The 22,292-nt window shown below is 74.4% G+C and carries 24 protein-coding genes and 1 pseudogene; 17 read left to right on the plus strand and 8 right to left on the minus strand.

The window, feature by feature from the left end:
- From BJP40_RS34495 to BJP40_RS23005, 5 genes are all read left to right on the plus strand, one after another.
- Window positions 1-184, plus strand: a 184-nt coding sequence (locus BJP40_RS34495) for a hypothetical protein (protein ID WP_177204451.1), incomplete at its 5' end; no start/stop codon positions are given.
- A 35-nt stretch (window positions 185-219) separates the two neighbouring features.
- On the plus strand, window positions 220-765 hold the full coding sequence (locus tag BJP40_RS22990) for a PadR family transcriptional regulator (RefSeq protein WP_071270077.1): 546 nt from the start codon (window positions 220-222) through the stop codon (window positions 763-765).
- A gap of 70 nt (window positions 766-835) precedes the next feature.
- Window positions 836-1,006, plus strand: a complete 171-nt coding sequence (gene rpmF, locus BJP40_RS22995) for a 50S ribosomal protein L32 (protein ID WP_071270075.1) — start codon at window positions 836-838, stop codon at window positions 1,004-1,006.
- Window positions 1,003-2,160, plus strand: a complete 1,158-nt coding sequence (locus tag BJP40_RS23000) for a GTP-binding protein (RefSeq protein ID WP_071282071.1) — start codon at window positions 1,003-1,005, stop codon at window positions 2,158-2,160. Before rpmF ends, BJP40_RS23000 begins: the two co-directional genes overlap by 4 nt.
- A gap of 530 nt (window positions 2,161-2,690) precedes the next feature.
- The gene (locus BJP40_RS23005; protein ID WP_071282043.1) at window positions 2,691-4,121 is read left to right on the plus strand and encodes an NAD(P)/FAD-dependent oxidoreductase; all 1,431 of its coding nucleotides are present in this window, start codon (window positions 2,691-2,693) and stop codon (window positions 4,119-4,121) included.
- A 94-nt stretch (window positions 4,122-4,215) separates the two neighbouring features.
- Here BJP40_RS23005 and BJP40_RS35860 read toward each other — a convergent pair.
- A pseudogene (locus BJP40_RS35860) lies at window positions 4,216-4,461 on the minus strand (glutathione-dependent formaldehyde dehydrogenase); the annotation flags it as partial.
- 812 nt (window positions 4,462-5,273) lie between these two features.
- Here BJP40_RS35860 and BJP40_RS23015 point away from each other — a divergent pair.
- The gene (locus BJP40_RS23015; protein ID WP_071282047.1) at window positions 5,274-6,026 is read left to right on the plus strand and encodes a GntR family transcriptional regulator; all 753 of its coding nucleotides are present in this window, start codon (window positions 5,274-5,276) and stop codon (window positions 6,024-6,026) included.
- Window positions 6,027-6,031: 5 nt separating this feature from the next.
- On the opposite strand, the gene BJP40_RS23020 is transcribed toward BJP40_RS23015, so the two are convergent.
- A complete protein-coding gene (locus BJP40_RS23020; protein WP_071273381.1) occupies window positions 6,032-6,796 on the minus strand; it encodes a uracil-DNA glycosylase in 765 nt (254 codons plus the stop codon).
- A gap of 50 nt (window positions 6,797-6,846) precedes the next feature.
- Here BJP40_RS23020 and BJP40_RS23025 point away from each other — a divergent pair, with 50 nt between their 5' ends.
- Together BJP40_RS23025 and BJP40_RS23030 are read left to right on the plus strand one after the other, a co-directional pair.
- Window positions 6,847-7,329 (plus strand): NUDIX domain-containing protein, encoded by a 483-nt coding sequence (locus BJP40_RS23025; RefSeq protein WP_071282049.1) that lies wholly within the window; start codon window positions 6,847-6,849, stop codon window positions 7,327-7,329.
- A gap of 29 nt (window positions 7,330-7,358) precedes the next feature.
- Complete coding sequence (locus BJP40_RS23030; protein ID WP_071273376.1) at window positions 7,359-7,628, plus strand: hypothetical protein; 270 nt, start codon at window positions 7,359-7,361, stop codon at window positions 7,626-7,628.
- 234 nt (window positions 7,629-7,862) lie between these two features.
- Here BJP40_RS23030 and BJP40_RS23035 read toward each other — a convergent pair whose 3' ends face one another.
- Both BJP40_RS23035 and BJP40_RS23040 read right to left on the minus strand, forming a co-directional pair.
- On the minus strand, window positions 7,863-8,288 hold the full coding sequence (locus BJP40_RS23035; RefSeq protein ID WP_071273373.1) for a cold-shock protein: 426 nt from the start codon (window positions 8,286-8,288) through the stop codon (window positions 7,863-7,865).
- 67 nt (window positions 8,289-8,355) lie between these two features.
- A complete protein-coding gene (locus tag BJP40_RS23040) occupies window positions 8,356-10,338 on the minus strand; it encodes an NAD(P)-binding protein (RefSeq protein WP_071282051.1) in 1,983 nt (660 codons plus the stop codon).
- A 482-nt stretch (window positions 10,339-10,820) separates the two neighbouring features.
- Here BJP40_RS23040 and BJP40_RS23045 point away from each other — a divergent pair, with 482 nt between their 5' ends.
- Together BJP40_RS23045 and BJP40_RS35865 are read left to right on the plus strand one after the other, a co-directional pair.
- Window positions 10,821-11,543 carry an SMI1/KNR4 family protein gene (locus tag BJP40_RS23045; protein ID WP_071282053.1) on the plus strand — a complete coding sequence of 241 codons (723 nt, stop codon included), beginning with the start codon at window positions 10,821-10,823 and terminating at the stop codon, window positions 11,541-11,543.
- A gap of 138 nt (window positions 11,544-11,681) precedes the next feature.
- A complete protein-coding gene (locus BJP40_RS35865) occupies window positions 11,682-11,825 on the plus strand; it encodes an ATP-binding protein (protein ID WP_256220808.1) in 144 nt (47 codons plus the stop codon).
- 532 nt (window positions 11,826-12,357) lie between these two features.
- Here the strand turns inward: BJP40_RS35865 and BJP40_RS23050 are convergent.
- Window positions 12,358-12,744 carry a barstar family protein gene (locus tag BJP40_RS23050; protein WP_071282055.1) on the minus strand — a complete coding sequence of 129 codons (387 nt, stop codon included), beginning with the start codon at window positions 12,742-12,744 and terminating at the stop codon, window positions 12,358-12,360.
- Between the two features lie 222 nt (window positions 12,745-12,966).
- Here BJP40_RS23050 and BJP40_RS23055 point away from each other — a divergent pair, with 222 nt between their 5' ends.
- Genes BJP40_RS23055 through BJP40_RS23065 form a run of 3 tightly spaced genes read left to right on the plus strand, consistent with a single transcriptional unit; the run spans window position 12,967 to window position 15,406 of the window.
- Window positions 12,967-13,824 (plus strand): transporter substrate-binding domain-containing protein, encoded by an 858-nt coding sequence (locus BJP40_RS23055; protein WP_079171389.1) that lies wholly within the window; start codon window positions 12,967-12,969, stop codon window positions 13,822-13,824.
- Window positions 13,821-14,621 (plus strand): amino acid ABC transporter permease, encoded by an 801-nt coding sequence (locus BJP40_RS23060; RefSeq protein WP_071282073.1) that lies wholly within the window; start codon window positions 13,821-13,823, stop codon window positions 14,619-14,621. The genes BJP40_RS23055 and BJP40_RS23060 overlap by 4 nt, the downstream gene beginning before the upstream one ends.
- Before the next feature lie 2 nt (window positions 14,622-14,623).
- The gene (locus tag BJP40_RS23065) at window positions 14,624-15,406 is read left to right on the plus strand and encodes an amino acid ABC transporter ATP-binding protein (RefSeq protein WP_071282057.1); all 783 of its coding nucleotides are present in this window, start codon (window positions 14,624-14,626) and stop codon (window positions 15,404-15,406) included.
- A 145-nt stretch (window positions 15,407-15,551) separates the two neighbouring features.
- On the opposite strand, the gene BJP40_RS23070 is transcribed toward BJP40_RS23065, so the two are convergent.
- Window positions 15,552-16,661 carry a sulfite oxidase gene (locus BJP40_RS23070; protein WP_071282059.1) on the minus strand — a complete coding sequence of 370 codons (1,110 nt, stop codon included), beginning with the start codon at window positions 16,659-16,661 and terminating at the stop codon, window positions 15,552-15,554.
- Window positions 16,662-16,943: 282 nt separating this feature from the next.
- On the opposite strand from BJP40_RS23070, the gene BJP40_RS23075 reads away from it, so the two are divergent.
- From BJP40_RS23075 to BJP40_RS23085, 3 genes are read left to right on the plus strand one after another with little or no spacing between them, the layout of a single operon-like run.
- Complete coding sequence (locus BJP40_RS23075) at window positions 16,944-17,630, plus strand: hypothetical protein (protein ID WP_371258686.1); 687 nt, start codon at window positions 16,944-16,946, stop codon at window positions 17,628-17,630.
- Complete coding sequence (locus BJP40_RS23080; RefSeq protein WP_071273351.1) at window positions 17,627-17,881, plus strand: hypothetical protein; 255 nt, start codon at window positions 17,627-17,629, stop codon at window positions 17,879-17,881. The genes BJP40_RS23075 and BJP40_RS23080 overlap by 4 nt, the downstream gene beginning before the upstream one ends.
- The gene (locus BJP40_RS23085; protein WP_071273348.1) at window positions 17,878-18,657 is read left to right on the plus strand and encodes a metallophosphoesterase; all 780 of its coding nucleotides are present in this window, start codon (window positions 17,878-17,880) and stop codon (window positions 18,655-18,657) included. The genes BJP40_RS23080 and BJP40_RS23085 overlap by 4 nt, the downstream gene beginning before the upstream one ends.
- Here BJP40_RS23085 and BJP40_RS23090 read toward each other — a convergent pair.
- On the minus strand, window positions 18,654-19,346 hold the full coding sequence (locus BJP40_RS23090; protein ID WP_071282061.1) for an adenosylcobinamide amidohydrolase: 693 nt from the start codon (window positions 19,344-19,346) through the stop codon (window positions 18,654-18,656). The genes BJP40_RS23085 and BJP40_RS23090 overlap by 4 nt on opposite strands.
- A 717-nt stretch (window positions 19,347-20,063) precedes the next feature.
- A complete protein-coding gene (locus tag BJP40_RS23095) occupies window positions 20,064-20,879 on the minus strand; it encodes an SDR family oxidoreductase (RefSeq protein WP_071282063.1) in 816 nt (271 codons plus the stop codon).
- A 66-nt stretch (window positions 20,880-20,945) separates the two neighbouring features.
- Between BJP40_RS23095 and BJP40_RS23100 the strand changes: the two genes are divergently transcribed.
- The gene (locus BJP40_RS23100) at window positions 20,946-22,196 is read left to right on the plus strand and encodes an aromatic acid exporter family protein (protein ID WP_071268263.1); all 1,251 of its coding nucleotides are present in this window, start codon (window positions 20,946-20,948) and stop codon (window positions 22,194-22,196) included.
- Window positions 22,197-22,292: the final 96 nt, after the last annotated feature.

The following is a 22,292-nucleotide window of genomic DNA, read 5'->3' on the forward strand; positions in this document are numbered from 1 at the left end:
AACCGACGGAGCCGTGGAGTTCTTCGCGAGCGAGGCGTTCACGAGCCGCCGCCCGAAGAAGCGCCGCGTCGGCGCCACGGCGCGCGACCTGCTGCTGCGCCGCGCCGGCAGCCACCGGCCGGCGCTCGTGGCCGTCCTGGAGCGCCGGGTCCTGCGGGCACCGGAGGACCGGATCACTCGGTGAGCGGGCCCGCGGCGGCCACTCCCTAGGATGCGGTCATGTCACTGCCGCACGCGATCCTCACCGCCCTGCTGGAGAAGCCGTCCTCCGGGCTCGAACTGACCCGGCGGTTCGACCGCTCCATCGGCTACTTCTGGTCGGCGACGCACCAGCAGATCTACCGGGAGCTCGGGAAGCTGGAGCAGGCGGGACTCATCCGGGCGTTGCCGTCCGAGGTGCCGGCGCGGGGGCAGCGCAAGGAGTACGAGGTGCTGCCCGCGGGCCGCGCCGAGCTGACCGACTGGGCGCGGCGCGCCGAGGACCCGAAGCCCTACCGCAGCGCGCTGCTGCTGCGCCTGCGGGCCGCCGCGGTGGTCGGCACCGAAGGGCTCGCGGACGAGTTGAGGCGCCATCTCGTGCTGCACCAGGAGCAGTTGGACGCGTACGTGAGCATGGAGGAGCGGCAGTTTCCGCCGGAGCGCGACACCGACGCGGACCGTCTGCGGCACCTGGTGCTGCGGGGCGGCATCGAGCTGGAGCGGTTCTGGGTGGGCTGGCTGACCGAGGCCCTGGAGGGGCTGCCGGAGACCCCGACTTCGTCATGACAATCGTTTTCATGTAGCGTGGCCGCCGTCCTGCCGTACCCGACCCGCATCCGACGGAGGTCTCGTCGTCATGGCCGTACCCAAGCGGAAGATGTCCCGCTCCAACACCCGCCACCGCCGCGCCCAGTGGAAGGCGTCCGTGCCGCAGCTCGTGCCCGTCACCGTGGACGGCGCCGTGTACCGGGTGCCGCAGCACCTCGTGAAGGCGTACGAGCGCGGCCTGATCCGCCCGGAGGGCTGAGTACCGTGAACCGCCTGCCGGTCACCGTCCTGTCCGGCTTCCTCGGCGCCGGGAAGACGACCCTCCTCAACCACGTCCTCGGCAACCGCGACGGCCTGCGGGTCGCCGTCATCGTCAACGACATGAGCGAGGTCAACATCGACGCCGCGCTCGTCCGGGGCGGCGAGGCCGCCCTGTCGCGCACCGAGGAGCGGCTGGTCGAGATGACCAACGGGTGCATCTGCTGCACCCTGCGCGACGACCTGCTGGAGGAGGTGGACCGGCTGGCCCGGGAGGGGCGCTTCGACTACCTGCTGATCGAGTCGAGCGGCATCTCCGAACCCATGCCGGTCGCCGCCACCTTCGCCTTCCCCCGGGACGACGGCGCCACCCTCGGGGACCTGGCCCGGCTCGACACCATGGTGACCGTGGTCGACGCCGTGAACTTCCTGCGCGAGCTGGAAGGCGGCGACGGCCTCGGGGAGCGCGGCATCGCCCCCTACGAGGACGACGAGCGGACCGTCAGCGACCTGCTAGTGGACCAGGTCGAGTTCGCCGACGTCATCGTCCTCAACAAGACCGACCTGGTGGGCCGGGCGGAGCGGGACCGGCTCGCCGCCGCACTGACCCGCCTCAACCCGGTGGCACGGCTGGTCACGGCCGAGCACGGCCGGGTCCGCCTCCAGGACGTCCTCGGCACCGGCCTGTTCGACCTGGAACGCGCCCAGGAGGCACCGGGCTGGGTGAGGGAGCTCAACGGCGACCACGTCCCGGAGACCGAGGAGTACGGCATCTCGTCGACGGTCTTCCGGTCGGAGCGGCCGTTCCACCCCGAGCGGCTGTGGGCGTTCGTCACCGAAGGGCTCGACAGCGGCGCCTACGGTCAGGTGCTGCGCTCCAAGGGCTTCTTCCGGCTCGCGGGCCGCGGCGGCGTCACGGGGCTGTGGTCGCAGGCCGGTGCGGTGGCCCGGTTCGAGCCGTCCGGTACCGCCGAGGACGTACCCGGCCAGGAGCTAGTGTTCATCGGCACGGACCTGGACGCGTCCGCGCTGCACCGGGCACTGGAGGCCTGCCTGGTCGACGAGGGCGACACGGGGCCGTGGACCGACCCCTTCCCCTCCTGGCAGGTGCACGGCACGGGCGACGCCTGCGAGCACGAGGCCGCCGCGGCCTGAGCTCCTGCCGGGGCCTTCGCAGGGAACGCTCCACCGCGGCCTCCGCCCCGGCGGTGAATCCCGGCGCGGCCTCCGCACCGATGCCGCGTACTGCGCTGCGGCCCCGGCAGCCCGGTACGCGGCGCCTCGGCCCCGGCTGACCGGCGCAGCCCCCGGAGGCCGCCGCCCCCGCCCCGCGTCCCGCCCCCGGCCCAGCCACCGCCCACCGTCCGTCGTCCGTCGTCCGTTGTCCCGGCTGCTTCGGATGCCCGCGCCGCCCGCCCGACGGCGCCCGGCGACCCGGGAGGAGCGCAGGGGAACGAGCCGACGTGAACCGGCCCTCGGCGCGCGAGCAGCACCGGCGAGGCACCGGCACGGCTTCGGGCAGACCCGTACGGCGTCGTGCGGGTCCGCCCGCGGCCCCGCACGGCCACCCGATGGGCGGTGCGCCGGCCACCGCTCCATCGGGTGCCGTCGCCCCGGCGCGGCCTCCTTTCCGCACGCCTCCGGGAATACTGGTCGGGCGCAGATCGTCGACGGAAAGGGCGGACATGGCCGACCAGTTGGGCAGCGGTCCGGACACGGGGAGCGGGACGGCACGGCACGCGGTGGTGGTGGGCGGCGGTGTCGCCGGGCTGCTCGCGGCCAGGGCGCTCGCCGATCACGCCGAACGCGTCACGGTCGTGGAACGGGACCGCTTCCCCCAGGAGCCCGAGCCGCGGGCCGGTGTGCCGCAGGGGCGGCACATCCACGGGCTCCTGGCATCGGGACAGCAGGCCCTTGAGCAGCTCCTGCCCGGCGTGATCGAGGAGTTGCGGGCGGCCGGAGCCCCGCGTGTGGGGATGCCCCGCGACATGGTGCAGCACGAGGTGGGCACGTGGTACCGCCGTACCGAGGCCACGTTCCACTTCCTCTGCGGGTCACGGCCGCTGCTGGAGCACGTGGTGCGGCGGCGGGTGCTCGCCGACCCCAGGGTGGAGGCCCTGGAGGGCACCGAGGCCGTGGGGCTGGCCGGCGACGCGGCACGGGTGCGGGGCCTGCTGGTGCGCGAGCGCGGCCCCGCGGGCCACGGGCGGGAGCCGCGGCTCCTGGCGGCCGACCTGGTGGTGGACGCGTCGGGGCGCGGCTCGAAGGCGCCGGAGTGGCTGGCAGCGATCGGTGCGGAGCCGCCGCGCGAGCAGACCCTCGACACCGGGCTCGCCTACGCGACCCGGATCTACCGCAACGCACGGCACGCCGACGACACCGACGCCACGGGCCTGTTCGTCGTGCCGAACCCGCGCCAGACGTACGGGGCGGTCGTGCTGCCCGTCGAGGACGGCCGCTTCCTGGTGACGCTGTCCGGGCTGCGCGGCAGCGAACCGCCCACCGACGGCGAGGGGTTCGAAGCCTTCGCGGGGCGGTTGCCCGACCCGCTGGTACGGGACTGGCTGGCGAAGGCGGAACCGGAGTCGCCGGTGCACGGGTTCCGTGCCACCGCCAACGTGCGGCGCCGCTACGACCGCGCGGGGCGGCGGCCGGCCGGGTTCCTGGTGACGGGGGACGCGTTGTGCACGTTCAACCCGGTCTACGGGCAGGGCATGTCGGTGGCGGCGCTGGACGCCGTGGCGCTGCGTACCGCGCTGGCCGACCGGCGCCGCCCGCCGACGACCCTGCGGGTGCAGCGGGCGCTGTTCCGGGCGGGCCGGCAGGCGTGGGAGATCTCGGCGGGCGTGGACAAGAACATGCCGGGCGCGCAGGGTGACGCGGCCCGCACGAGCGCGGCCGAGCGGCCCGTGGACTGGTACATGGCGCGCGTGCAGCAGCGGGTGGGTGGCGACCCGGTCGTGGGCACCGCCTTCCGGGCCGTCCTCCACCTGACCGCGCCCGTGACATCGCTCCTCGCCCCCCGCGTGGCGCGTGCCGTGCTCTTCGGCCCCGCGCTGCCCACTCCTCAGCAGCCGCCGCTACGGCGGGACACCGAGGACACGAGGGCCGACTGACCGGTCCCCGCCGCGTCCGGCGCCCCGCTGCGGGCTTGTCCCGGCGGGCGGTGCCCTGGCGCCCGCCCATGCCGGGCGCCGGGGCCTGAGGGCTTCAGGGCTTCAGGACGACCTTGCTGACGCCGTCCTCCTTGCGCTGGAACATCCGGTACGCGTGCGGCGCGTCGGACAGCGGCAGGTGGTGGGCCGCGAAGTCGTCGACGCCGAGGGGGTCGTCGTCGGTGAGGAGCGGCAGGATCTCGTCGGTCCACCGGCGGACGTTCGCCTGGCCCATGCGGAGCTGGATCTGCTTGTCGAACAGGGTCATCATCGGCAGCGGGTCGGCGGTGCCGCCGTACACCGTACAGGTGCAGGTCGGAGCCGCACAGTCCGGTGGAGGTGACGCGGACGACGGCGTCGGTGGGTTCCTCGATGCGCGGGTCCGGGACGGTCTCCACGCGGACGTCGCGCTTTCCGTGCCAGGTGAGGGCCCTCATGGGTGGGACTTCCTTCCGCTCGCGTCAGCGTTCCCCGCGGGTGCCCGTGGGCGGGGCGGCGAACCGTCGCCCGGCACGGCGGTGGCGGCGCGGCGGGTGTCCGCTCGCGGCCGGACCGGTGGGTCTCGGCCACACCTGGCGATGCCCGCGGGACGCGGGCCGGCCGCGGGCACCCGCGCACGCGCCTCCGCGCGCGACGGACGGGCACCGGCATCCGACCGGCAGGGAGTCGCCGGCACCGCCGACGCCTTCTCCGGCCCCGCCCCGCCTGGACGCCGCGCACGCGAGGGGCTCCGTGCACGCCTCGTCCGGACGGGGGTGGCGGCCGGGCCCCGCGCAGCGGCCTGCCGCCGCAGGGCCCTACGGCCCAGGCCCGCAGAGCGGACCGCCGCCGCGCGGGGTGGGACTCCCGCCCCGCAGGGCGGCGGGCCGCGGACGGGACGCCGGGCGGGTCCGCGCAGGGGTCTCCCGCCCTACGGAGCAGCGCCGGGCGGGCTGCCGCCGCCGCACCGGCAGAGGCGGCCGGGAGAGCCGGGGGTGGGCCCGTGTCGTCTCTCTTTCGGACAGAGTTCGCCGGCGGGTCGGGCCGACTCTTCCTAAAAGGTTTAGACCAATGATAGGGATGGTCACCTACACGGCTCATTCAGCTACGCTGAGCGAAAATTGAGGGTTAAACATGCCTGAACCTCACGCTCCCACAGCGATTCCGCTCTACCTCCAGGTCGCCGCCGCGCTCCGGGACGACCTCACACAGCGCCGAATCGCCCCGGGCACCCGGCTTCCCTCGGAGCGCTCGCTGGTGGACCGCTTCCAGGTGAACCGGCAGACCGTGCGCAGTGCACTGCGGCTGCTGCGGGAGGAGCGGCTCGTGGTCACCGAGCGGCGCGGCACGTTCGCCGCCACGGAGCCCGGCCCGGTGGGCGGCGGCCCGGTCCTGGGGCCCGGGCTGATGGAGTTCCCCTGCCCGGTCGCCGCACCCGGCGGCGGCCGGGCGGCGCCCTTCGCCGCGGTCGAGGCGACGCTCGTCTGGGAGGCCGCGCCGCCCGGGGCGGCGGTACCGCTGGGCCTGTTGCCGGGCGAGCCGACGCTGGTGCACCGGCACCGGCTGCTCGGCGCGGACGGCACGGCCGAGCGGGAGGCCGTGTCGCGGTTCTCCCGGCACGCCCTGGCGGAGGTGCCCGAGCTGGCACGCTACCGGCGCCACGACGCGCGCGCCGGGCGACCCGACATGCGGCTGCTGTACCAGTGGATGCACCGGGCGGGGCTGCGGCTGACGCTGCGGGAGTCGATCGGCGTCCACGTGCCGGCGGACACGGCCTGCCTGACGGTCCACCGGGAGGTGCACGACCAGCACGGGCACGTGCTGGAGGTGACGGACATCCGGTTCGCGCCGGAGTCGGCGCCGCTGACGTACGAGTTCACGGGCTGACCCGCTCAGGGGACGGCCAGGCCGGCGGCGCGGGCGGCGCGTCCCAGGACGTCGGTGAGCATCCCGGGGGTGAGCCTCCCGGTGAACGTGTTGCGCTGGCTGACGTGGTAGCAGCCGAAGACCGCCAGGTCCCGCCCGCCGCCATCCGCGGTAAGGGTGGTGCGGGCGCCGTGCGCGAAGGCGGGGCGGGGCCGCGGCACGGACCAGCCCGCCGCGGCCGCCGCCGGGAGCGCCGCCTGCCAGCCGTAGCCGCCGAGCACCACCAGGGAGCGCAGCGTCGGGCGCAGCAGGGACAGTTCGCGTACGAGCCAGGGGCGGCAGGTGTCGCGTTCGGTGGGTGTGGGGCGGTTGGCGGGTGGCGCGCAGTGGACGGGCGCGGTGACCCGGACTCCGGTGAGGCGCAGCCCGTCGTCACGGGACGTGGCCTCGGCCCGGTCGGCGAGGCCGAGCCGGTGGAGGGCCGCGAACAGGGCGTCGCCGGAGCGGTCACCGGTGAACATGCGGCCGGTGCGGTTGCCGCCGTGGGCGGCGGGAGCGAGGCCCACGACGAGCAGGGCGGAGTCGTCGGGGCCGAAGCCGGGCACGGGGCGGGCCCAGTAGTCCCAGCCCGCGTAGGCGCGGCGGCCCTCGCGGGCGACCTGCTCGCGCCAGGCGACCAGGCGGGGGCAGGCGCGGCAGTGCGTGAGCCGCTCGTCCAGCGCGGGCACCGCGGAGGCGCGTGCCGCCTGGTCCGCGGGGAATCCCGGCTCGTCCGGGCGTGTGGGAGGCATACGGCCGACGGTAACCCGCCGCGGCCCGCCGGCCGGGGCACACTGGGCCCATGACGGCGAAGCGCAGCGCGGGCCTCCTGCTGTTCCGCACCTCGGCGGGAGGGGGTGCGGAACTGCTGCTCGCCCACATGGGAGGACCGTTCTGGGCGCGGCGGGACGCCGGGGCGTGGTCGGTGCCGAAGGGCGAGTACGAGCCCGGGGAGACGCCGGAGGCCGCCGCGCGTCGGGAGTTCACGGAGGAGCTGGGGCTGCCGGTGCCCGAGGGCCCGCTGCTGCCGCTGGGCGAGGCGCGCCAGTCGGGCGGCAAGGTGGTGACCGTCTGGGCGGTGGAGGCGGACCTGGACCCGGCGCTGGTGGTGCCGGGCACCTTCGCGATGGAGTGGCCGCGCGGTTCGGGCACCGTGCGGGAGTTCCCCGAGGTCGACCGGGTGGCGTGGTGCACGCCCGAGGAGGCCGCGGTCCGCCTGGTGGCGGGTCAGCGGGTCTTCGTGGGGCGGCTGTTGGAGTACCTCCACGGACGTGACGCGGGCTGAGTGTCAGTGCCGTGCGCGAGAGTGGGGGGATGACCGTGACCCTGACGCCTCTCGAACGCGCCGCGGCACAGGCGTACCTCCGGCTCATGGAGACCACGCGTGCCGTGCTGGCCGATCCCGGCCTCGCCCCCCTGGCGGCCGTGCACCTGTCGTCACCGATGGCGGAGGCAGACGCGGCCCTGCGCCGCGCGGGCCTGGTGGGCAACGAGGAGCGGCTGCTGCGGCTCGTGTCGGCGGTGCGGGCCCCCCTCTTCGGACCGGGTGGCTCCCGTCAGCAGGACGGCAGCACGGGCCCGTAGGGCGCCCCGTCGGCGGCGGGCTCGTGGGGCCGGCCGGGGACCGGGGCGGGGCGTCGGCACCGCCCCGCCGCCCGAGACACGCAGGCGGTACGTGGCGCCGCCGGACGGCGCACAGGACGCGCGGCTCCGGGCCGGGTCGCACCGGCTGCATCAGGCGGGCGGGAAGCGGCGCGTACCGCGGCGTAACCGGGCGCGGCGGCGGGCGGCGTGCCGAGCCGTCGGGGCCCGGCGGGGTCAGCCCTCCAGCCAGCCGTGGTGGCGGGCCAGCTCGGTGACGCGGGAACGCACCCGCTTCAGCTGGGACGTGGTGAGGGTGCCGTCGGCCTCGATGAGCGCCTCCGTCAGCTCCGCCTGGAACTCCGCCGTGGTCAGCACGTCCAGGCCCTCGTCGTCCAGGTCCTCCATCGGCACGCGGTCCGGCACCGCCGCGACCGGGGCACGGCGCCCGGCCGAGCGGTCCACCAGGCGAATCTCCGACGCCTTGGGGCCCTTGTCGCCCATCTCCAGGTAGAACTCGACCTCACGCCCGGCCTGGTACAGGTACTTGTCGTCCACCAGGTCGTTCGCGTGCATGAAGACGTCCTCGCCGCCCTCGCGGGGGACGATGAAGCCGTAGCCCCGCACCTCGTCGAACCGCAGGATCTTGCCCACCATCAGCACAGCCGTACCTCCACACCTCGCCGCTGCGTGCCGGGCCACACCCTAGTGATCCGCCGGGGCGGCGCCGTCACGGGGTGGGCCCCGGTGCGCCTCTGCCCAGCAGCTCCGCGAGGCCCGGCCGCGTCGCGGCCAGGACGACGCGGTCCTCGGCCCGCAGAACGTACCCGGGGTGCAGGTCCCACACCAAACCGGTGCCACGCAGGCCGCCGCCCTCGGCGTGGACCGCCGCCAGGTCCGGTCTGCGCTGCTCCGGCGCCGTCGCGTCCAGCGCGACGACCCGCCACGCGCCCGGACGGAACGCCTCCGCGACCGTGCGGCCCTCCAGTTCCGGGTGCCCCGCCACGACGACCGCCGCGAACAGCAGCACCCTGCGCTCCACCGGCATCGCCCCGAGGATCTGACGGCCCATCATGGCTCCGGCGAACGCCGGTGCCGCCAGGTGCGACACGCTGCGGCTGCGGGTCAGGGCCTCGGGGTGCGCCACGCGCAGGGTGCGGTAGACCGCGGTCGCGATGTCGTCGTCGTACAGCCGCAGCACCACCCGCAGGTCGGCCCGCAGGGACCGGGCGTACAGCACGGCCTCCAGGTTGGTGATGTCGAGGCTGGTGAGGGCCAGCAGCGAGTGCGCCTTGTGGAGGCGGGCCGCCTCCAGCACGCCTTCCTCCGTGGCGTCGCCGAGGACCACGGGCACCCGCAGCCGACGGGCCGTGGCGACGCCCCGCGCCTCCGGGTCGGACTCCACGCACACCACGGGGATGTCCAGTTCCCTCAGTCGGCTCAGCACACGGGTGCCGACCTTGCCGAGGCCGATCAGCACGACGTGGCCGGACAGGCCGCGCGGCGGCTGGCGCAGCGCGGTCGCGGTGCGGAAGGTGCCGAGCGCCTCCAGGATCGCGGCGACCAGGACCGGCAGCAGGAGCAGCCCGACGAACCCGGAGAGGATCTGCAGGACCTGCCGTTCTACGGGCTCCCCCACCGCCGGGTCGCCGATCGCGAACACGTCGAGCAGCGTCAGGTAGGCCGCCCGCAGCGGGCCCGCCTCCCTGGTGGTGAGCCACATGGCGACCGCGATGCCCGTGACGGCGAGCACCAGTCCGGCGAAGGACCAGCGCAGGCGCCGGGAGAAGAAGGACCGGAGGGGCACGGCCCCGGTGCCGAGCCGCTGGGGGCGGAGGGTGGGGCCCGCGTACGAGATGGCCTCCAGCGCCACGATGCCGCGGCCGGGCGCGGCGGCGACCGTCCGGTCGTCGGGCAGCAGCTGCGGGCCCTGCTCCCCGCTGCTGTCGGAACCGTCACTGCCGGCCGGGTCGTTGGCGCTGGACGACAGCAGGGCGAGCGGGCACAGCCCGGGGTCGGCCACCTCGCCGCGCCCGGGCGGGGTGCGTTCGACCGCGCGCAGCAGCAGCCCGTCCGCGTGGATGATCTTGCTGGTGCCGGCGACGGCGGTGGCCGCGAGCGCCGGGGCGGCGGTGTCCGCGTCGGACAGCACGGTGGTGGAGGCGTCGAGGACCTCCGGGTCGATGTCCGGCAGGGCGAGGGCCGCCGCCTGGTCGAGCAGCTCCTCAAGGTGCTGCCCGAGCTTGCGGTTGTACATGCGGATGACGAGCCGCAGCGCCGGGTTGAGGCGGCGCGCCAGGAGCGCTGTCCGGATGTTGGTCTCGTCGTCCTCGTGGACCAGGGCGAGGGCCGCCGCCCGCTCCACACCGGCGTCGAGCAGGGTGGCCTCGTCGACGTCGGCGACCTCCAGCAGCCGCACGTCGGCGTCTCCCCGGGGCCCGGAGGCAGCGGCGGGCGGCGCGCCGACGCCCCTCGCGGTGGGGCCGCCCTGCCCCGTCCGGGCTTCGGGCGCGGGGCCGCCGGTACGGGACACGGCGGCGGTCATCCGGCCGAACAGGGCGAACGCGCCGCGCCCCGGCCGGGGCGCAGCCGTGCGCTGCTGCGGCACGGGGACGGTGCGGCCGGGGACGACGAGCACGACCCGTTCCCGGTACACGTCGTGCAGTTCGCGCGCGAGGCGGTCCGCCAGCGCGTCGTCGCCGCAGACGATCATGTGCCCCGCGTCGGGGGCGCGGGAGGGCTGCTGAGGAATCGGAAACACCCGCCAAGCATGCCGGTGATCCGCGCCGCGCAGTCCACGGGGTGGGGCGGTGCGGCCGGGCGACGGCCCTGGAGGCCACGGCAGTTGGGCGGCCGCGCCACCCGTCGGCGCTGCCCGTCTGACCACAACCCACCGCAGAGGCACGCACCGGCTCCGCCCGGGGCGGAGCCGGTCTCGCTGCCGCAGGGCGCTCGGGGAGCGCGCTGCGGGGCAGGGCGCTCATCGCGATGGCCTGCTGCTCCACAGCCTGCTCGACAGCCGGGTCTGTACGGGGCGCCGGTGGCACCTCGAAGGCCGAGAGCGCCAGGGGGAATGAGGTGCTGCTGTGTTCGCTGAGGCGTAATCAGCCCCAGAGGACCACGGGATTCCAGGAACGACTGATCGGCGTGTCGGTTGCGGCAACGAGTGGTGAGCGGGACGGATATCGTCCTGGCATGACACAAGGGTTCGATCTTGTCGCGTCGCTCGCCAGAGGCGTCGAAGGCCGCAGTGGCGCATGGACCTTCATCCGGGACTTCGCCGCTGACTGGGCCGGCGCCGCTCTGGGAAACGGTGATGGATGGACGGAAGCCGAACTCGACGCTGCCGAGGCGAGGCTGGGTCTCCAGTTGCCGAAGGCGTTGCGTGAGGCGTATGTGCTGTTCGGGCGTCGACAGGATCTCACCAGCAACCACGATGTGCTGCTCGGTCCGGCGGAACTGTACGTCGATGACGCCGAGGAGGCCCTCGTCTTCCGGCACGAGAACCAGGGGGCCGCATCCTGGGGCATCCTCCTCGACAGCCTCCAGGACGACGATCCTGCGGTGTTCATCCGGCTCGACCTTGCCGACAAGAGCGCCGAGCGATGGGAGGAGTGGCTGGAGCGTCTCTCCCTCTGCTTCGTCGAGATTGCCCTGTCCGAGTTCCTGCAGGCCGATGGAGAGCTCTGCGACTTCCTCGACCCGGACGACGACAGCTTCGAGCCGTTGGAGACGAACTTCGTCCGACTGCCGTTCCCCGCGTATCCCGTCGGCGAGGAGACCCGGTGGTTCCTGGGCCAGGACGTCCTTGTGCGCGATGACGACGGCGCGGCGATCCTGGCCCGTGGCCGGACGGCAGAAGCCATCGACCGCGTTCGTGACCTGATCCCGGGCGACTGGCTCAACGACCATCGCTGACCACGTCCAGACTCCTGCCGACCGAGGTCGGCTACCAGCCCCTGGAACGCGCGGAAGCGATTTCGTCCACCAAGTCATCCCCAGCACTACGAGGAGGGCTCGATCACCCTGGCCTCGGACAAGGGACGCCAGCGTGTGATGCAGGTCTTCGGCGACGAGGTCCTGGGCGCCGCGGTCCTCGACCGGCTCATCCACCTCTGCGAAGTGATCTCCATCAACGGTCCCAGCTCCCGGCTCACGTACCGCCTCCAGGCCATTGAGCGGGAGACCGAGGTGGCCTGACCGGCTGCTGGCAGGACACCGGGTCCCCGCCCGGTGGGATGAAGGCGTCGGCACCATCAGCGTCCTCGACATGCCCGTGGGCATCGACCGTGATGGCCGTCGCCCGCCCCTGCGACGTGATGAGCCAGGCCAGTACCTGTTCCGTCCCGCTTCGGATGCGGGCGGGGCCCGACAGAAGGCCGGAGACGGGGATCTCGACGTGCTCCCCGCGCCCGGGGGAGGGTTCTCCGCGAGGCGTCCGAGGCCTCGCCGTGGTAGTGCCCAGATGCCCTGGACGGTGCCAGCGCCGTGAGCGGAGTCGTGAAGACCGTGGGCGGGGTGCTCCCGTGCGACGCGCCGACGTCCTCTCAACCACTCCCTGCCCACGGGTCGCCGCGAAGCACCAGCAGCCGGACAAGATCTCCTCCGCCCACCGGTTCGGCTCCAGCGGCCACCGCAGCATCGAACGCCCGCATACGCCGCGCTCCACCGCGCGGTTCTCACACGACGCGGCACCTACTCCGTGTGCGGCACAAGGCGCCCCTATGACCAGTCACCGGAGTCGCAGGACACCGGGTGCACGATAGCTGAAGATCTCGACCAGCCAATCGAAGACCGTGGTCCCACGTTCTTGCCTCGCTGCGGCAAGATCGGCGCTGACCGAGGGCCGGTTCGTCGGGTGACAGCGTGACAACCGGATCTCGAGCTGGCGAATGGTCTCCGGATAACCGAGGTACTGGCGAGACAGCCGGTGGTCGCGCCACTCGACCACGTAGTCATCGTCGTCGGGCGCTCCGAATCCGCCGCTGAGGCAGTCGGCGAAGGCGTCGAGGTTTCGACCGAAGTAGCCCCCCGGACCGTTGATCGCTTCACCGATGACGCGCCAGAAGTCCTCCAGCGTTCTGATCTGCCTGCCGTCCAGCACGTACGTCGGTGTCACGGCCCGGAGGATACGCGCGGCTCCGCAGCTCCGTCCCCTCGGTCCGGCCGACCCACCCTGCGGACGGCGGCGCGGGGCGGCCGGAAGAGAGGCTTCGGAGGCACCGTCCGGTGCCCGGGAGGCCGCGCCAGCGGATCTCCACCGTGACGCGATGGCGGTGACGCACCATCACCGCCGACGGCTTCCCCGTCTCCACCGCCCCGTGTCCCTGGAGGTTCCCCCGTGACGCCGACTTCCGGCCGCACCACCGCACCCGCCCGCAGGCGACCGCGGGCGCTGCTCGCCGTCGCCTGCGCCGCCGCGCTGCTGTTCACCGCCGGCTGCAGCTCGGACGGGGCGGGGCCCGGCGAGGCGAAGGGAGGGGTGCCGGTCGTGGAGCAGGGCAAGCTGACCACGTGCACCCACCTGCCGTACCCGCCCTTCCAGTTCGAGCGGGACGGCCGGGTGGTCGGCTTCGACGTGGCCCTGGTCGACCTCGTGGCGGAGGACCTGGGGGTCGAGCAGAAGATCCTTGACACACCGTTCGAGAACTTCAAGACCGGGGCGTTCCTGAGCTCCGGCGAGTGCGACCTCGCCGCCGCGGGGATGACGATCACCGAGGAGCGGAAGAAGAACGTCGACTTCTCACTCCCCTACTTCGACGCCACGCAGGCGCTCCTGACCTCGCAGGAGAGCGGCGCGGACTCGCTCGCGGACGTCAAGGCGCGCGGACTGCGGCTGGGAGCCCAGGCCGGGACGACCGGCGAGGACCACGCGAAGGGCCAGGGCCTCGACCCGGTGGCGTTCGAGAGCTCCGACGCCGTGCTGAACGGGCTGCGCACGGGTCAGGTCGACGCCGTCGTCATCGACTACCCGGTGGTGCAGGGCTGGCTCAAGGACCCGGCGACCGCGGCCGCGTTCACGATCGCCGAGGACATCGAGACCGGCGAGCAGTACGGCTTCTCCGTGAAGAAGGGCAACGACGCCCTGCGGGCCGCCGTCGACAAGGCGCTGCGGGACGCCAGGGCCGACGGCACGTACGACAAGCTGTACGAGGAGTGGATCGGGCCCCTGCCCGCTTCGGCGAAGGGCGCTTCGTGACGGTCCGGTCGACGCGGCGCCGGCGGCAGCAGGCCGTGCGGGGCCTGCAGTACGCGGTGTTCGCGGCCGCGGTGGCGCTCGTCGCCGCCACGGCCGACTGGGGGCGGCTGCGGCAGCAGTTCGCGCGGGCGGAGCTGGCGCAGCGGCTGTTCCCCGAGATCATCACCACCGCGCTGCTCAACACCGTGGTGTACACGCTGTCCGGTTTCGTGTTCGGTCTGGTGCTCGGCGTGGTCGTCGCACTGATGCGGCTGTCGGCGGTGGCGCCGTACCGGTGGCTGGCCGGTGTCTACATCGAGTTCTTCCGCGGCCTGCCCGCGCTGCTGATCTTCATCTTCGTCGGGGTTGCCGTGCCCCTGGCCTTCCCCGGGACGGAGGTGCCGGGCGGCACGTACGGGAAGGTGGCGCTGGGCCTGGGCCTGGTGGCCGCCGCGTACATCGCCGAGACGATCCGGGCGGGCATCCAGGCGGTGCCGCGCGGTCAACTGGAGGCCGCCCGCTCCCTCGGCTTCTCGCAGGCACGGGCCATGGTGTCGGTGGTCGTCCCGCAGGCGCTGCGGATCGTGGTGCCGCCCCTGACGAACGAGTTGGTGCTGCTGTTCAAGGACTCGTCGCTGGTGCTGTTCCTCGGGGTGACCCTGGAGGAGCGGGAGCTGACCAAGTTCGGCCGGGACCTGGCCAGTCAGACGGCCAACTCCACGCCGATCCTGGTCGCGGGGCTGTGCTACCTGCTGGTGACGGTCCCGCTGGGCCTGGTGGTGCGCCGCCTCGAAGCGCGGGCGGGAAGGGGCCGATGAGCATGGGAGGCTCAGGGATGCGGCCGGAGGTGGAGATCCGGGGGCTGCGCAAGGCGTTCGGGGGGACCGAGGTGCTGCGCGGCATCGACCTGGAGGTGGCGCGGGGCGAGGTGGTGTGCGTCATCGGCCCTTCCGGGTCGGGCAAGTCGACGCTGCTGCGCTGCGTCAACCTGCTGGAGGAGCCGACGGCCGGGCGGGTCGTCGTCGGTGGCACGGAGGTCACGGACCCGGAGGTGGACATCGACGCGGTGCGGCGCCGGATCGGCATGGTGTTCCAGCAGTTCAACCTGTTCCCGCACGTCACCGTGGAGGAGAACCTGACGCTGCCGCAGCGCCGGGTACTCAGGCGCGGCAAGGCCGAGGCGACTCGGGTGGCGCGGGAGCACCTGGAGAGCGTCGGCCTGGCCGACCGGGCGGGCGCGTACCCTGCGCAGCTCTCCGGGGGCCAGCAGCAGCGGGTGGCGATCGCCCGCGCGCTGGCGATGGGCCCGGAGGTGATGCTGTTCGACGAGCCGACCTCGGCACTGGACCCCGAGTTGGTCGGGGAGGTGCTGGCGGTGATGCGGGGCCTCGCAGGGCAGGGCATGACGATGATGGTCGTCACGCACGAGATGGGCTTCGCCCGCGAGGTGGCGGACCGGGTGGTGTTCATGGACGGCGGGCTGGTCGTGGAGGAGGGACCGGCGGAGCAGGTGGTGGGGGCACCGAGGGAGGCGCGCACCCGGGACTTCCTGACGCGGATCCTGCACCCGTCGGCCGCGCACGAACCGGGCGGAGGCCGCTGAGCCCCTGCCGGGGCGGGGCGCACCGGGTGGGGAGCACGCCGGACACGGCCCGGCTACGCCGGGAGCACCGGCGAAACCGCGCAGGGCGGAGGTCCGGTGTCGAAGGCGTCTGCTCCGCCGGCCTCCCCTGGTGGGGGCCGCGGGGTCAGCGGCAGTGGACCGGGACCCGCTGGACGACGTTGTTGCCGAAGCCTCCGCGGTTCCACGGCTGGGCGACGGGCTGCACACGGCCTTCGGCGTCGTGCGCGCGGGCGGTCAGTACGTGGTCGCCCGGGGTGGCCCTCCAGGTGGAACGCCACGCCTGCCAACCCCATCGATGGCCGTCCGGCGGATCGACCTCGGCATCCGTCCAGCTGCGCCCGTCGTCGTCGCTCACCGTCACCCGGGTGACGGGGGCGAAGCCGGACCACGCGCGGCCGGACAGGGTGACCGGCCCGGCGTCCACGACCCGGGTCCGGGACATGAAGTCCGGGAAGCCGGGCGGGGCGAGCAGCGCACGGGGCCTGATCCGGTCGACGGGTTCGCCCGGGTCGTCGGCGCTCTGCCGGTAGCGGTAGGCCACGCTCTGCTGGAAGCCGGTGAACGGCCGGTCCACGACCGTGATCTCCCGCAGCCACTTCACGTGCGCCATGCCGTACCAGCCGGGGACGACGAGGCGCAGCGGGTATCCGTGCTGCGGCGGCAGCGGCTGCCCGTTCATCTCGTACGCGACGAGCACCGGCGGGTCCTCCCCGGTGGCCACGGCCAGCGGCAGGCCGCGCTGGTAGTCCTGCTCGACGCCACGTTCCACTCCGTGGTCGGCCGCGGTGAACACCACGTCGGACGCGCCCGCCGCGACGCCGGCCTCCGCGAGCAGGGCGCGCAGGGGCGTTCCCGTCCACTCGGCGGTGCCGACGGCCTCCACCAGCCAGGGTTGGCTGACGGGTCTCGGCGTCAGCCGGGCCCGACCGTTGCCGGCGCATTCCATAGTGACCCGCACGGTCATCGCGGGGAAGGCGCGGATCGAGGCCGGATCGAGGGACACCGCCTTGCGGACCATGCCGCCGACCGCGAGCCGCCAGGTGTCGGGGTCGGCGGCGGGGATGTCGTAGTGGACGAGTACGTAGTGCAGCCCCGGGGGCGTGACGTCGTAGCGCAGGGCCTCCAGGGGCAGGCCGTGGTTCCGGGTCGCGAGCGCCAGTTCTTCGTGGCTGATGGCCTCTCCTGCCGCCGCCAGGCGGGCCGGGGCGCTGACGCCGCTCAGTGAAGCGTCCATGCGCTCATCGTCCTCCCGGTGGGCGGCGCTCCTCAAGACGGGGGATCGAGACCGGGCGCAGCCGTGACGTGCCTGCGGCCGAACCCGGCGGAGACCGCGGCGGCGGGACGGCGACCAGGGCCGGGCCGGGGCGGCCGGGAGGGTGGCGTTCCGGCGCCCGGAGCCCCGCCGTACGGGGCGGTCCGAAGGACGCCGCTGTCCGGGGAGGGGTGGAACGCGGCGGTGCGGGTACTCGGGCCGCTCTCCGTCCGAGGTGGCCCGAAGTGAAGGGGGCGCAACGAGGTGACACACGCGCATGAGGCCCAGCGGCGTGGCGGCGCCGGGCCCGCGGGCTCCGCTGAGCTGCGGATCGCGGAGCCGGCTCCCGTGCCCGGCGAGGTGGCGGGCGGCCCGCCGCTGCCGCCGGACCGGACCCAGGCCATCCTGGAGGCCACCAAGCAGGTGGCGGGCCTGCTGAAGAGCGGCGGGCACCGCTTCGCGCTCGCCGGGAGCGTCGCCGCGTACGCGCACGGCGTCCCGGCCAGCCTCCAGCACGACACCGACTTCGCCGTCCTCCGCGAGGACGAGGATGCGGTGACGCGGGAGCTGGAGCAGGGGGGCATCAAGGTGCGCAGAGCCCCGGAGGACTGGCTGATCAAGGCGACCTGCGGCGGCGAGGAGATCGATCTGATCTTCGAGCTGGCCCGGCACCCGGTCACGGAGGACCTGCTGGACCGTGCGCTGGTGATCCCGGTCGACTCGGTGCACATGCCGGTGCTGGCCCCCACGGACCTGATGGGCAGTCAGCTCGCGGCGTTCTCGGAGCACCACTGCGACTTCGGTGCGGTGCTGCCGATCGCCCGCGCACTGCGCGAGAAGATCGACTGGGAGGCGCTGCGCCGGGACAACGAAGGCGCTCCCATGCCCGAGGCGTTCCTGTTCCTGCTGGAGCGCCTGCACGTCATCGAGCCCAGGGAGGAACTCCCATGAGCGGCGCCGACACCGCCGAGTACCGCATCGCCCACCTGCGGGACCGGCTGGCCAGCGAGGACATCGCGGAGCTCGGCGTGCGGATCGAGCAGCGCGGCGCCGGCGTGATGCTGTACGGCACCGTGTCCACGGCCGCCTGCCGCAACGAGATCCTGCGCATCGCCCAGGAAGAGCTGTCCGGGCTGCCGCTCCACGAAGACCTCGTGGTGGCGGTCACGGACGCCCCCAACCACCCCGAGGAGCTCTCATGATCCGCGTGGCGGCCGTCGGCGACATCCATCTGTCACCGGACGGCGCGGGGACACTGCGGCCCGCGTGGGACACCCTGGGCGAGCGGGCGGACATGCTGCTGCTCGCCGGGGACCTGACCCGGCACGGAACGGTCGAGGAGGCCCGGGTGGTGGCCCGCGAGGTGGCGGGGCTTCCCGTGCCCGTCGTCGCGGTGCTCGGCAACCACGACTACCAGAGCGACCGGCAGGACGATGTCACGGCCGTCCTGGAGGAGGTCGGCGTGATCGTGCTGGAGGGGTCCGGCACCGTGCTGTCGGTGGACGGCATCCGGGTCGGCATCGCCGGGACGAAGGGCTTCGGCGGCGGCTTCGCGGGGCGCAGCGGCGGCGAGTTCGGCGAACCGGAGATGAAGGCGTTCATCCGCTACACCCGGCGCTGCGCCGAGGGGCTCGCCGCGTCACTGCGGGCCCTGAAGGAGGCCGACGGCTGCGCGGTGCGGATCGCGCTGACGCATTTCTCGCCGGTGCCGGACACCCTGGCCGGGGAGCCGCCGGAGATCTACCCGTTCCTCGGCAGCTACCTGCTGGCGGAGGCGGTGGACGACGCGGGCGCGGACCTGGCCGTGCACGGCCACGCGCACCTCGGCACCGAGCACGGCATGACCAGCGGCGGGGTGCGGGTGCGGAACGTGGCGCAGCCCGTGCTGGGCAGCGCCTTCGCGGTGTACCACCTGCCGGTGCACGTCCCGGCGACGTCGCTGGTCGCCGGGCAGGAGGAAGCGGTCGTCGTCCGCTAGGCGACCGGGGGCAGGGGGCCGGCGGCCTCGCGGACCGCGGTGTGAACGGCTCGGGCGAGGCGCGCGCCCCACAGGGAGCGCGGTCCGGCGAAGGCGTGGGCGCCCCCGTCGCTGCCGGGGGCGCGTGCGGCGACGCACACGGCGTCGGTGGGGGTGCCGGAGCAGTCGTAGCCCGCGTCCAGCAGCGCCTGGACCTTGGCTTCGGTGGCGGTGGCGACGGCGTTGACCAGCGCCGCGTCGGTGAGGGCGACGGGCAGGGCGACGACGATGTTGACGGTGCCCGGCGCGGCGGGTGCCGCCGTGCCGGTGCCCGGCGCCGCGGCCCAGCCCCGCACACCCAGCCCCGCGGTGACCACGGCCTCCACCCCGTCGTCCTCGCCGCGGCCGTGGGCGCGGACGTCCGCGGCGGTCATCAGCCCGACGCCCGGGCCCGTCACCCCGGCGCCGCGGGCGAGCTCCGCCAGGTGGCGGGCCGGATCGGTGCGCCGGTAGCCGTGCGAGACCTGGGCGTTGAGCACCCAGGACCGCTCCCCCACCCCGCCGCCGAGCACGGCACTGCTGATCATCCGCCACCCCTCCCCCGCCCGCCACAGCAGGCCGTGCAGCCGCTCGCCGTCTTCGGTGCGGTCGAGCCGGTCGACGTGCAGCGCTCCTCCCGCGGTGCGGGGCGGCGGGAGAACGGCGGTCACGTGTGCGACTCCTCGGGTGGCGGGAACCGACTGATCGTACGCCGGGGCCCGCACCGACCCACCCGGTGGTCGCCGGTGCCGGCACCGGGGCGCGCACGCCGGACCGCCTGCGGGAGCAGGAGGGCCGGGCGTGCTCCTGCCATGCGGCAGCCGGAACGGGGGGGCCGGGGCGCGGAGGGCGGAGGGCGGAGCAGGACGGCAGGGAACAACGGACGGGGAGACGGCCCACCGCTCACGGCGCACCGGCCGGCGGCCCGCTGCGGACGGCCCACCGGCTGACGGCACTGGGCAGGCCCTCCGGCGGACGAGGGACAGGGGCCGGCCCACACCGGCAGACGGCAGACACCGGACGACCCACGACCGACGGCACACGCCACACGGCCCACAGGAGGCGCGGCCCACGACAGGCACCACGGCGGCGGCAGCGGTCCTGCCGGTACCGCCGCCGGGGCAGCGTGCGCGGACCGGAGACCGCCGCCCCGGTGGTCCGGTGAGCCCGCCGGGCGCACCGGGGCCGTTAGGAGCAGGCGTCCCGCGGGTAACGGGGGTACGGCACCATCGGGCACACCACGTCAGGAGTCGCATCGTGACGGACGACAGCCGCAGGACGCCCGCCGTCGGCCGGGGCGGCGGGCGTACGACCGCCACGGCAGCGGGCCCCGGCGGTCGGCCGGCCGCCGCGTGACGGGCCCGGAGCCCGCGCCGGCGGCCGGCGCCTCACGGGCGGCGCCAGGCGTCGCTGTCCAGGTGGGAACCCGCCTGCGGGCCCATCCGCAACATCCCGCCGTCCACGGACCAGGACGCGCCGGTGACGTACGAGGCGTCCTCGCCGGCCAGGAACGCGATGACGGCCGCGACCTCACGGGCGTCACCCGGGCGGCCGAGTGGGATGCCCGGGCGCTCCCGGGTGCGGACGTCCACGTCCTCCTGACCGGTCATCGGGGTGGCGATCTCGCCGGGCGCCACCGCGTTGACGGTGATGCCGTGCTCGGCGAGCTCCAGGGCGAGCACCTGCGTGAGCAGGCCGAGTCCGCCCTTGGCGGCGCAGTACGGGGCCGCCCCGACGCGCGGCTGGTGCTCGTGCACGGACGTGACGTTGACGATGCGGCCGCCGTCGCCCTGGTCGATCATCCGGCGGGCGGCGTGCTGACTGCAGAGGAAGGGGCCGATCAGGTCGACGTCGACGACGTCCCGCACGACGTCGTAGGACAGGTCGAGGAACCGCGTGGCGGTGCCGACCCCGGCGTTGTTGACGAGCACGTCGATGCGGCCGAGCCGCGCGGCGAGCTCCTCGACGGCCTGCGCGGCGTCGGGCAGCGCGGTCAGGTCCATGTCGACGAGTTCGGCGCGGCGCCCGTGGGACCGCACCTCGTCGGCGGTGCCGACAGCGCCCTCGCGGTCACCGTGCCATGTGATGCCGACATCCATCCCCCGGCGGGCGAGGTGTACGGCGGTGGCGCGGCCTATCCCGGAGTCGGCGCCGGTCACGATCGCGACGCGGGTGCCCTGGTGGAGGTGGGTGCCCTGGTTCATGTGTGGGCCGGTACCACGGGCGGCACCCCGCAAACGCCGTGCCCGGCGGGGAGGTGAGGTCGCCCGATGGGGAAGGCACACGAGCCGCGGGTTGCCCGGCGGACGCCGGAGGCCCGCGACGCGGTCGTCAAGCTCGTGCGGCGGACGACGGAGCCCGTCGCCGCGCAGACGCTGCGCTCGACGGCGGCGGCCGTCATCTCGTACGTGGTGGCGCTGATGTTCCTGCCCGCGCAGCCCGCCCCGCTCACCGCCCCGCTCACGGCGCTCCTGGTGGTGCAGGTGACGCTGTACGCGACGCTCACGAACGGCATCCGGCGGGTGAACTCGGTGGTGGCGGGCGTGCTGGTGGCGATCGGCTTCAGCACGCTGGTGGGGCTGACCTGGTGGAGCCTCGGGCTGACGATCTTCGCGGCGCTGATCGTGGGGCATCTGGTCAGGGTCAGCGAGTACGTTCCCGAGGTGGCGATCAGCGCGATGCTGGTCCTGGGGGTGACCCAGGCCGTGGGCTCGGCTGCCTGGCACCGGGTGCTGGAGACGCTGATCGGGGCGGGCGTGGGGCTGCTGTTCAACCTGCTGCTGGCGCCGCCGGTGTGGGTGGAGTCGGCGGGCGCCTCCATCCAGGGACTGGCCCGCGGCATGGGGAGCATGCTCCGCGAGATGGGCGACGACGTGGCCGGTCTCGGCCACGTGCCGGTGGCGCACGCGGCGGCCCGCCTGCACGAGGCGCGGCAGCTGGACCACGACATCGTGGAGGTGGACGCGTCGCTGCGGCAGGCCGAGGAGAGCCTGCGCCTGAACCCGCGGGTCCGGCAGGGGCTGCTGGCCCGGGTGGCGCTGCGGACGGGCCTGGACACGCTGGAGATCTGCGCGGTGGTGCTGCGGGTGCTGTCGCGGACGATGACCGACCTGGCGAAGTTCCGGACCGAGGAGCGGTTGTTCCCGCCCGATGTGGCAGCCGGCCTCCAGCAGGTGTTCGGCCACATGGCGCGGGCGGTGGAGAGCTTCGCGCAGCTCGTCACCACGCAGGTCGCGGCCCGTGCGGAGGAGGCCGAGGACCGGCTCGCGGAGGCCCTCGCCGCCGGCCGGGCCGCTCGCGACCGGGTCGCCGACCTGCTGCTGGAGGACGTGCAGGAGCATCCGCGGCAGTGGCAGCTGCACGGGGCGCTGCTGAGCGAGATCGACCGGATCCTGGACGAGCTGGACGTCGACAAACGTACGGAGCGGCTCACGCAGGAGCTCGACCGGAGGGCGGCCGAGCTGGGCGAGCGCTACCCGCGGCTGGCCGCGATGGCCGCCCGGCTGCGCAGGGAGATGTAGGGACGGCGGCCCGGCAGGACGCTCGGCGGCACACGGATGGGCCGGTCGGCTGTTCCACCCCGGCTGGCGCCGACGCGCGGCTCGACGAGCCCGGGC

The sequence above is a fragment of the Streptomyces sp. CC53 genome, from assembly GCF_001865245.1.
Lineage (GTDB): Bacteria > Actinomycetota > Actinomycetes > Streptomycetales > Streptomycetaceae > Streptomyces.

What these genes read in the sequence shown, in the direction of transcription:
- BJP40_RS22990 (WP_071270077.1), top strand. Translation starts at nt 220, where the DNA reads ATGTCACTGCCGCACGCGATCCTCACCGCCCTGCTGGAGAAGCCGTCC.
- rpmF (WP_071270075.1), top strand. Translation starts at nt 836, where the DNA reads ATGGCCGTACCCAAGCGGAAGATGTCCCGCTCCAACACCCGCCACCGC.
- BJP40_RS23005 (WP_071282043.1), top strand. Translation starts at nt 2,691, where the DNA reads ATGGCCGACCAGTTGGGCAGCGGTCCGGACACGGGGAGCGGGACGGCA.
- BJP40_RS23015 (WP_071282047.1), top strand. Translation starts at nt 5,274, where the DNA reads ATGCCTGAACCTCACGCTCCCACAGCGATTCCGCTCTACCTCCAGGTC.
- BJP40_RS23020 (WP_071273381.1), bottom strand. Translation starts at nt 6,796, where the DNA reads ATGCCTCCCACACGCCCGGACGAGCCGGGATTCCCCGCGGACCAGGCG.
- BJP40_RS23025 (WP_071282049.1), top strand. Translation starts at nt 6,847, where the DNA reads ATGACGGCGAAGCGCAGCGCGGGCCTCCTGCTGTTCCGCACCTCGGCG.
- BJP40_RS23030 (WP_071273376.1), top strand. Translation starts at nt 7,359, where the DNA reads ATGACCGTGACCCTGACGCCTCTCGAACGCGCCGCGGCACAGGCGTAC.
- BJP40_RS23040 (WP_071282051.1), bottom strand. Translation starts at nt 10,338, where the DNA reads ATGATCGTCTGCGGCGACGACGCGCTGGCGGACCGCCTCGCGCGCGAA.
- BJP40_RS23045 (WP_071282053.1), top strand. Translation starts at nt 10,821, where the DNA reads ATGACACAAGGGTTCGATCTTGTCGCGTCGCTCGCCAGAGGCGTCGAA.
- BJP40_RS35865 (WP_256220808.1), top strand. Translation starts at nt 11,682, where the DNA reads ATGCAGGTCTTCGGCGACGAGGTCCTGGGCGCCGCGGTCCTCGACCGG.
- BJP40_RS23065 (WP_071282057.1), top strand. Translation starts at nt 14,624, where the DNA reads ATGGGAGGCTCAGGGATGCGGCCGGAGGTGGAGATCCGGGGGCTGCGC.
- BJP40_RS23070 (WP_071282059.1), bottom strand. Translation starts at nt 16,661, where the DNA reads ATGGACGCTTCACTGAGCGGCGTCAGCGCCCCGGCCCGCCTGGCGGCG.
- BJP40_RS23080 (WP_071273351.1), top strand. Translation starts at nt 17,627, where the DNA reads ATGAGCGGCGCCGACACCGCCGAGTACCGCATCGCCCACCTGCGGGAC.
- BJP40_RS23085 (WP_071273348.1), top strand. Translation starts at nt 17,878, where the DNA reads ATGATCCGCGTGGCGGCCGTCGGCGACATCCATCTGTCACCGGACGGC.
- BJP40_RS23095 (WP_071282063.1), bottom strand. Translation starts at nt 20,879, where the DNA reads ATGAACCAGGGCACCCACCTCCACCAGGGCACCCGCGTCGCGATCGTG.
- BJP40_RS23100 (WP_071268263.1), top strand. Translation starts at nt 20,946, where the DNA reads ATGGGGAAGGCACACGAGCCGCGGGTTGCCCGGCGGACGCCGGAGGCC.